Source organism: Dietzia sp. UBA5065 (assembly GCA_002415925.1).
Classification (GTDB): domain Bacteria; phylum Actinomycetota; class Actinomycetes; order Mycobacteriales; family Mycobacteriaceae; genus Dietzia.
Genome location: DIAZ01000083.1, coordinates 49,568 through 55,545, shown reverse-complemented (window position 1 = coordinate 55,545; position 5,978 = coordinate 49,568). Strand labels below are relative to the sequence as shown.

Here is a 5,978-nt window from a genome sequence, read left to right as displayed (position 1 = left end):
ACCGTCCTCAGGACGGTCTCGCCGAAGTGCTTCCGGACCTCGCCCGCCACCTGCTCCGCGAGCTTGGTACGCCCGTCGTACATCGTCAGCATGATGGTGGAGATCACCAGCGATCGGTTGAGATGCTGTTGGATCAGCTCGACGTTGCGCAGTAGCTGCCCGACACCCTCCAGCGCGTAGTACTCGCACTGGATGGGGATGAGCACCTCACGGGCCGCCACCATCGCATTGACGGTCAGCAGTCCCAGAGACGGCGGGCAGTCGATCAGGACGTAGTCGATGCCGAGCGACTGGAGATCGTCTGGGACCAGCACCTCGGCGAGTCTGCGTTCCCTGTGGTCCAGGCCCACCAGCTCGATCTCCGAGCCGGCGAGGTCGATGGTGGCGGGGATGCAGAACAACCGATCGGCGTGGGGACTCTTCTGCATCAGGTCCTCGAGGGCCTGCTCCCACATGAGCAACTCATAGCTCGACGGAGTCCCCTCGCGATGATCGACCCCCAGTGCCGTACTCGCGTTGCCCTGTGGATCCATGTCGATCACCAGAACGCCGAGTCCACCGAGCGCCAACGCGGCTGCCAGGTTCACCGTCGAGGTGGTCTTGCCGACCCCGCCCTTCTGGTTGGCGATCGTGATGATCCGCGGCTTCTCCGGTCGGGGCAGCGCCGGGGCTCCACCGTGCAGGACCTCGTTCGCCTGTCGTGCAGCGGCGAAGATCGGGGTCTCGTCGTCGGACATCCATCACCTTTCGACTTTCCCGAGGAGCGCCTCGGCACGTCATGCCTGATGCGGCCGGATCCAGTGTTTCACGTGAAACAGACACGTCCCGGCCGGGACGCGGAGCGCTTCACCTACGGCGCTTTCCCCCGCCGGGAGAACGCGATCCACGGTTACCCATCCTAGCCGCGAGTGTGCCGATCACCAGCCTCGTCTCCTCCGCATCGGGCGCGGACACCACCTCGACGCGGAGATCCCCGAAGCCCGCCCTCTGCACCGCAGCCCGATCCCGCAGGAGTTCCTCCGCCGATGACGACCCCTTGAGCGCCACCATCCGGCCGCCATCGCGCAGCAGGGGAGCGGACCAGCCGGCCAGCCTCGACAGCGGAGCCACGGCCCGCGACGTCACCACGTCGGCCTCACCGACCCTCGCCACGACCGCCTTCTCCTCGGCGCGCCCACGGACGATCGTCACCTCGATCCCGAGTTCATCCACGACCTCCTCGAGGAACGTCACCCGCCGCAGCAGGGGTTCGACCAACGTGATCCGCAGGTCCGGCCTCGCCAGGGCCAGGGGTATCCCGGGCAGGCCGGCCCCGCTCCCGATATCGACGACGGTCTCTCCCTGGGCGAGGTGGGCCGCGGCGGCCGAACTGTTGAGGACGTGACGGTCCCACAACCGTGGTCGCTCGCGCGGACCCATGAGACCGCGCTCGAGACCGGCCGACGCCAGGATCTCCACATAGCGCTCGGCAAGATGGAGGCGGCTACCGAAGACCTCGGCCGCACCGGCGGGCGTCGGTGGGGCAGCGTCCACCGGAACGGACGGATCCGCCTCGCCCGGTTGTTCGATGTCACGTGACGCTTCGGACCTGGGGTGCTCGTCCATGGAGTTTCCGTCCCTTCACGACCAGATTTCGCGACGGTGTTTCACGTGAAACATCCGCGAATCACACTGCTGTCATTATCGAGCGGGGATGCGGCACCGGCTCGGGCTCCGCGATCCCACCCCCACCAACCTCTCGGGCTCATGCCGTGTGAGACCGGCCATCGCTCCTACCCGGGGAGGACCACCACCCGCCGCCGGGGCTCGACCCCGGTCGAATCCGAGGACACCCCGTCGATCTCCGCGATCGCATCGTGGATGATCTTCCTCTCGAACGGCGTCATGGGTTCCATCTCCTCCGGCTCGCCCGACTCGAGAACGCGCTGTGCCACGACGCGGCCGGAATCGGTGAGTGCCTCCCGCTTGGCGGCACGCCATCCCGAGATGTCCAGCATCAGCCTGCTCCGGTCACCCAGCTCCTGCTGCACGGCCAGACGGGTCAACTCCTGGATCGCGTCCAGGACGGCACCATCAGAACCGACCAGACAATCCAGATCTTCTCCGCCGTCGATACTGACGATCGCGCGATCTCCCTCCACGTCGAGATCGATATCCCCGTCGAAGTCCAGGATGTCCAGCAGCTGCTCGAGGTAGTCACCGGCCACCTCGCCCTCCTCCACCAGACGCTCCTCGGACACCTCGATGTTCTTCTTCGACATGGATCTGCCTCCGTCATCACCGCCGACCGCCTGGCCCGTCCGGGCCGGCGAAACACTTCCCCCAAGTATGGGACAAGGTCCCCGATGCCGAAGCATCGGGGACCTTGTCCGCGTCACACCCCTCGAGGGGTCAGCGTTTCTTCTTCTTGCCCTTGCCGCCGCCTCCGCCTCCCTTGGGCGCAGGCCGCGTGCGATTGCGTCCCGGCTGCTGCGGACGTTGGCCCGGACGCGGGGCCGCCCCCGGAGTGGGGGCGGGTTCGGACCCGGTCGTGGCGGGGACCTCGTCGTCGTCGACCGGAACGGCCGCCCCCTCCACGATCAGGGCGCTCGTCGCCGCGTTCTCCGACGCGGCGCCCCGCGCCTTCTTCTGATTGGTCGGCTTGACCCCGACCTTCGGCGCGAGGGACTTCTGCTCCTCCCGACGTTTCAGGGCGGCGGCGTCGTCCTCCTTGGCCATCTTCTCGAACAGGTAGTACTGCTGACCGAGGGTCCACAGGTTGTTGGTGACCATGTAGACGAGGATCGCCATCGGCCAGAACGCACCGGTGACCAGGATGCCGATCGGGAACGCCCACAGCATCAGCTGGTTCATGATCTTGGCCTGCGGGTTAGCCGCGGCCTCGGGGGACTGGCGGGACAGGGAGATCCGCGCGTTCAGGTGCGTGGTGACCGCCGAGACGATCATCAACGGGATCGCCACCACGATGATGTTCCACCGCTCGAAGTCCAGCATCGCGCCGGGCTCCACGAACGCCTGGAACTGCTCGACCGGCTGGGAGATGAACGACGAGAGCGGTGCTCCGAACAGACGCGCGTCGAGGAAGCTCTGCACATCACCGGCGTTGAAGACGTAGTTGCCGGTATTCCTCGTCTCCTCGGCGGTCATGCCGAGCGCGCCGAACTGCTCTCCCATCCGGTTGAACGAGCGGAGCACATGGAACAGACCGAGGAAGACCGGGATCTGGATGAACATCGGAAGGCAGCCCAGGAGCGGGTTGAACCCCTCCGACTTCTGCAGCTTGCGCGTCTCGACGGCCAGCTTCTCGCGGTCGTTCTTGTAGCGCTTCTGCAGCTCCTTCATCCGCGGCTGCATCTCCTGCATCTTGCGGGAGAAGCGGATCTGTTTGGCGGCCGGCCAGAACAGCAGGATGCGCAGGGTGATCACGAGGAAGATCACGGACAACGCCCAGATGACCCCGTTGGAGTCCGGGGCGTCCACCCACGGCAGCAGTCCGCCGAGGAACCCGAGGATCTTGTGCCAGAACCAGAGGATCCCGGAGATCGGGTAGTAGACCAGAGGGTTGGTGATGAACGACATCGGTGATGGGTCCTAGCTTCGTTCGGGAGGGTCGGGATGCTCGTGTGGCTGTTCGCCCGGCGGGTCGGGGGCTCGTGGCTCGGGGACCGGATCCCAGCCGCCCGGCGTCCACGGCCCACATCGCAGCAGCCGCCACAGCGCGAGCCAGAAGCCGTGCCAGGCCCCGTGGACGCGGACGGCTTCCACCGCGTACGCACTGCAGGTGGGTTCGAATCGGCAACTCGGTGGCGTCAGCGGTGAGATGCCCTTCTGGTAGAAGTCCAGCATCCACAAGAAGACCCTGGCCACGGGACCCGGGCGCTCCGTGCTCATGTCGTCGACCGCCGGGCTCGCGCGGCGGCCGACGACAGACCCGTGCGCAGGTCCGCCGACAGTTCCTCCGGGGTCGCCCGCACCGCGGCGGGATTCGCGCGGATCACCACCAGGAGGTCGGTCTCCGTCTCCCCGAGCAGCTCCGCCGCGATATGGCGAAGCCGCCGGCTGACGCGGTGACGAGTCACCGAATCCCCGACGGCCTTGCTCACGACCAGCCCGAAACGCGGACCGCCCACGCGGACATCCGAGGAGTCCACGTGGGCGTGTACCACCATGGTGCGGCGACCCTTCCTGGCACCCCGACGCACCACCTCCGCGAAGTCAGCGGATCGGTGGAGACGGTGGGACCTGGGAAGCATCCGCCACCCCGGCCCGGGTCAGGCCGTCAGCGACGCGCGGCCCTTGCGGCGACGAGCGCCGACGATCCCGCGGCCGGCGCGCGTGCGCATCCGGAGACGGAAACCGTGCACCTTGGCACGACGACGGTTGTTCGGCTGGTAAGTCCGCTTGCCCTTGGCCATGGTTGGCTCCTCACGTGAAGTCGGCGCCGCTGGAGCGCCCTATCGAGTACCTGATGTCGTCCCTGGCACCACCGACGGGCGACACCACGACGCGCCACACGCCTCACGGGCGCGTGACAGACTGTTCAAGATTACGCGCCCGATGCGGCGGCCACCAAACTGCGTAATCACATTCACCTCATGAGCACCACATCCCAGGCCGGCGCGACACGCCGGAGACCCGGATGCTTGACTTGTGCCCTCCAGTTGATCTTGAGGGTTGCTCACGAGTTCACCGGGTTGTTACGGTCGTTCATCAGTACGCCCGAGCAGGGTCGCCTAATGTGATCCCGAACCGCACCACGTCACACCCTCGCCGTCGGCGACCTCGCCCGAGACCACGGGAGGAGTCTCCCGTCCACAGCTGTGGACAACCATGTGGATACCTCAGTGGACCTGCTGTCGAGCCTGTGGATAGAGTGTGGTGCCCGGCTCGGTCGACGACCCCGTCAACCGCTGTTCATCACATGCAGACGAGAGGAGACCACCCACAGTGTCTCCTGAACTCGAACACGTGTGGAGTGCGGTCCTCGACAAGCTGACCGATCCCGCCCTGGCCAGCGACGACAACCCCGTGTTGTCCCGTCAGCAACAGGCGTGGCTGCGACTGGTCCAGCCGATCGCCGTGGTGAACGGATTCGCGATGCTGGCCGCGCCGTCCACGATCGCCCGCGACAACATCGAGTCGGTCCTCCGAGGTCCCATCACCCGCGCGTTGAGTTCACAGCTCGGCGAGCCCGTGGACCTGGCCGTCAAGGTCGACACGTCGTTGGCCACCAGTCAGGCCCGCGCAGGTGACGACGATGACAGCCCACCGATCGACGTGGATGAGATCCACCGACCCGACACCGAACAGACGCCGCCGGCCACGTCGAGGCCCACCCGGATGACCGAGGAGCAGATCGCCGCGGAGCGGCTGCTGCACGGGAGCGACCTCGATGAGGCACTGTCCGCCGCCACCGCTCCCGGCCTCAACGAGCGGTACACGTTCAGCGCGTTCGTCCAGGGCAACTCCAACCGCTTCGCCAGGGCTGCGGCCCTGGCCGTGGCCGAGGCGCCGGCCCGTGCCTACAACCCGTTGTTCATCTGGGGCGAGTCCGGTCTCGGCAAGACCCACCTGCTCCACGCGATCGGCCACTACTCCCTACGGATGTACGCCGACCAGAAGGTCAAATACGTCTCCACCGAGGAGTTCACGAACGACTTCATCAACTCCGTCCGTGACGGCCGGCAGAACATGTTCAAGAAGCGGTACCGCGAAGCGGACATCCTCCTGGTGGACGACATCCAGTTCCTGATCGGCAAGGAGCAGGTCCAGGAGGAGTTCTTCCACACGTTCAACACGATCCACAACGCCCAGAAGCAGATCGTCATCTCCTCCGATCGACCACCCAAACAGCTCCAACCGCTGGAGGATCGCCTGCGAACCAGGTTCGAGTGGGGTCTGATCACGGACATCCAGCCTCCCGAGCTCGAGACACGCATCGCGATCATCGACAAGAAGGCGAAGTCCGAGAAGTACGT

The 5,978-nt window shown here is 66.3% G+C and carries 8 protein-coding genes; 1 reads left to right on the top strand and 7 read right to left on the bottom strand.

Annotated elements, in window-relative coordinates; all coding sequences use genetic code 11:
• The 7 genes from B4M60_RS06360 to rpmH form a co-directional block, all read right to left on the bottom strand.
• Positions 1-737 (bottom strand): ParA family protein (locus tag B4M60_RS06360; protein ID WP_291081362.1); only part of this gene is annotated, 737 nt, incomplete at its 3' end.
• A gap of 109 nt (positions 738-846) precedes the next feature.
• Positions 847-1,605 carry a 16S rRNA (guanine(527)-N(7))-methyltransferase RsmG gene (gene rsmG / locus B4M60_RS06355; protein WP_291081360.1) on the bottom strand — a complete coding sequence of 253 codons (759 nt, stop codon included), beginning with the start codon at positions 1,603-1,605 and terminating at the stop codon, positions 847-849.
• Between the two features lie 167 nt (positions 1,606-1,772).
• A complete protein-coding gene (locus tag B4M60_RS06350; protein WP_291081358.1) occupies positions 1,773-2,261 on the bottom strand; it encodes a protein jag in 489 nt (162 codons plus the stop codon).
• Positions 2,262-2,391: 130 nt separating this feature from the next.
• Positions 2,392-3,579 (bottom strand): membrane protein insertase YidC, encoded by a 1,188-nt coding sequence (gene yidC, locus B4M60_RS06345; RefSeq protein ID WP_291081356.1) that lies wholly within the window; start codon positions 3,577-3,579, stop codon positions 2,392-2,394.
• A 12-nt stretch (positions 3,580-3,591) separates the two neighbouring features.
• Entirely contained in the window at positions 3,592-3,846 is a 255-nt protein-coding gene (yidD, locus tag B4M60_RS06340) for a membrane protein insertion efficiency factor YidD (protein WP_291081366.1), read from the bottom strand.
• Positions 3,847-3,887: 41 nt separating this feature from the next.
• Complete coding sequence (gene rnpA, locus B4M60_RS06335; RefSeq protein ID WP_291081354.1) at positions 3,888-4,253, bottom strand: ribonuclease P protein component; 366 nt, start codon at positions 4,251-4,253, stop codon at positions 3,888-3,890.
• An 18-nt stretch (positions 4,254-4,271) separates the two neighbouring features.
• Positions 4,272-4,415, bottom strand: a complete 144-nt coding sequence (gene rpmH / locus B4M60_RS06330; RefSeq protein WP_179524010.1) for a 50S ribosomal protein L34 — start codon at positions 4,413-4,415, stop codon at positions 4,272-4,274.
• Positions 4,416-4,947: 532 nt separating this feature from the next.
• Here rpmH and B4M60_RS06325 point away from each other — a divergent pair.
• On the top strand, positions 4,948-5,978 hold a 1,031-nt coding region (locus B4M60_RS06325; RefSeq protein ID WP_291081350.1), incomplete at its 3' end, for a DnaA ATPase domain-containing protein.